The sequence below is a fragment of the Aedoeadaptatus coli genome (assembly GCF_900343085.1).
Lineage (GTDB): Bacteria > Bacillota > Clostridia > Tissierellales > Peptoniphilaceae > Aedoeadaptatus > Aedoeadaptatus coli.
The window spans coordinates 1-2,502 of the sequence record NZ_OPYI01000033.1; the positions used below are offsets into that span (position 1 = coordinate 1).

Sequence of the window (2,502 nt, forward strand, 5' to 3'; positions counted from 1 at the left end):
TCGCTCGACTTGCATGTGTTAGGCGCGCCGCCAGCGTTCGTCCTGAGCCAGGATCAAACTCTCAATAAAAACTTTGAGTTTGCTTAGCTCGGATCCACTGACTGTGTTCCGCTTTAAGCTTATAGATTGTTATGGTTTAATCTCTTATACCATTTAATTAACTTGGTTCAGTGCTGTGTCTTACGAAACAGCTTATTTAGTATATCCCGCAGAGGACGTTTTGTCAAGTACTTTTTAAATCTTTGTAAAAAGTTTTTTGACGTGCCCCACGTGACAACTTGTATAGTTTACCATGTCGGCAAGCTGTCGTCAAGCACTTTTTAAATCTTTTTTATTTAGGCCGCGCTTGACCCGCCATCGATTTGATGACTTTGCTATTATACTAACTCCCATGCCCCGTGTCAAGACGTTGTTTTCATTCTTTTAGGTTTTTGTAAAAGGCACGCCTCATCAGACCATGCGCATGGAGTAGACGTCGTCTTCTTTCATTTTCTTCTCAACGTAAGAGCAGTCTGCACGTACGCGAAGGTCGTGATCGACGACATAATTGATGAAGGCTTCAAACAGGGCGCCGGCCACGCCTTGCCCCCGCACGGCCTCGGTGGTTTCCGTGTGGTAGGCCTGTACGGTTTTGTCGTCGATGAACCGGTAATCCAATACGGCGTCCGGCGAATTTGCATCGCCTACATAAAATCGTCCGTCGGTGTGTTTAATCTTCATGGAATCTTCCTTTCTTATCTATTTGCTTACGTTGTTCTTACCTTTATACCCGCCCATGAAAAAAGTCCCCGCCGAAGCGAGAACTTTCATTGTCTTTCTTATTCGTTTGTCGATTCACCCGTATCGTCAGCGTCGGAATTTTCTTGATTTGCTTTCTTTTGCCCTTGGATTTCTTCGTAGTAGCCGATCTTGCCTTCGGCGAAGCGACGCACTTGCTCTCTGGCCGACGCCTGATCGACGATGTAGTAATCAATGTTTCCGATCCGCTTGTTGTCTCCGACCAAGGTGTCGGTTTGGATGTTTTCCCTGTCCATATCCAGGCCCATTTTCGCCAGGTAGGCGATTTGGCCGTAGGTCAGATTCGTTTCGATATTGTCTAAAGCGATGTCGATGAGCTCGGGAATTTTCAGGATCATCATGGGCCGCTTCAGCTTGTCGAAGAGCTGCATGATAAAGCGCTGTTGCACTTGGATCCGGTCGATGTCTTGATCTTCATAGATCTTGCGTATACGCAAGTAGCGCACCGCATCGGCGCCGTCTAGCTTTTGCTTGCCTTTTTTAAAGTCGATGTGTAGATTGGGCACGACATAAGTATCTTCGTAGCTGTAATCGAAGGGGATGTCCACTTCGATTCCGCCCACGGCGTCCACCAAGCGTTCCACGGCATTGTAGTCCACGGTGGCGTAGTAGTCGATCTTCACGTCGAGGAAGTTTTCCACCGTCTCTTCCGCCAACTTTTCTCCGCCGTAGGCGTAGGCGTGGCCCAGCTTGGTCTTTCCTTGGTGGCCTTCAATGTCCACATAGGTATCTCGAGGCAGGGAAAGGAGTTGTGCCCGCTTGGTCACCGGGTCGATGGTAACGAGCATGATCACGTCACTGCGCGTGGGATTGCCTTCCTCGGTCATGTCCGTCGTCGCCGTCTTGTCGATGCCGAAAAGCAAAATATGGAGCGGGTCGTCGCCGGTAAAGGGATTTGTCGTATCTAATTTATTTATTCTTTTCGTCGCCTCTTCCCGCGACAATTCGTGGCTTCTTTTTGTGATCGGTCGATCGACCAATTCATAGCCCAGCACCAAGGCCCCGGACAAGGCGGCGATTAAAAGCGCCGCCACGATGATTTTCAGTACTCTCATTTAACACCTCTTTTTAGTCTTTTACTATCTTACCGAAACAGAAAGGTCTTGGCAATATGGGATGATGTAGTTTTTTTCTTCGTTTTTCTTTTACGTCTTTGCTCCTGCTTATTATTCCGACATACTCACATATTGGGTGTGGCGCTTTTCTTTTATGTCCTTCTGTAAATGATATCTTCGCGATTTTTCGGTAGCGGAGCGGACGAAATTTCGTGGTGTTTTCTACTTCGCTTAAAATTTCATTCCTAAATGGCTTTGAGACCCGGGGAAGGGCCTAGGGCGTTGCGATTCGCCCTCTGCCCCTTCCCCGGGGCCCCATCCCCATCCACCCACAAACGCCTTCTATATGTGCGAAGCCCTACCGGGCTTCGATTTGTATTGGGTTTCTTCGCCTACGAGAGAAATTGAGTTGGGCGGAAAATTCTTCTTGGCGTAGAAATATCTTTGCCCACCTCACATTCTTCATTCTGCGACACGGCCCAATTAGTAGAAAATGCCTGCGGCATTTTCTTTCAGCTTAGACGCGGCCAAAAAAGGGGTGGGGGCCCCGGGGGCGGGGAAAATGCGGCCTTCTAAGGTGGACCCTTTGATTTGGACACGTCAACCCCTATGCGTTGAGCAGTGTCGATCCGTATTCGTATGGTGTCAT

Annotated in this window: 2 protein-coding genes and 1 rRNA gene; all 3 read right to left on the minus strand. The window is 48.6% G+C overall.

Features of this window, described 5'->3' with window-relative positions; translation table 11 throughout:
- Positions 1–69 (minus strand): 16S ribosomal RNA (locus DG046_RS09545); the annotation flags it as partial.
- 381 nt (positions 70–450) lie between these two features.
- Positions 451–720, minus strand: a complete 270-nt coding sequence (locus DG046_RS09550; RefSeq protein ID WP_108832258.1) for a GNAT family N-acetyltransferase — start codon at positions 718–720, stop codon at positions 451–453.
- A gap of 98 nt (positions 721–818) precedes the next feature.
- On the minus strand, positions 819–1,853 hold the full coding sequence (locus DG046_RS09555) for an LCP family protein (RefSeq protein WP_108832259.1): 1,035 nt from the start codon (positions 1,851–1,853) through the stop codon (positions 819–821).
- Positions 1,854–2,502: the final 649 nt, after the last annotated feature.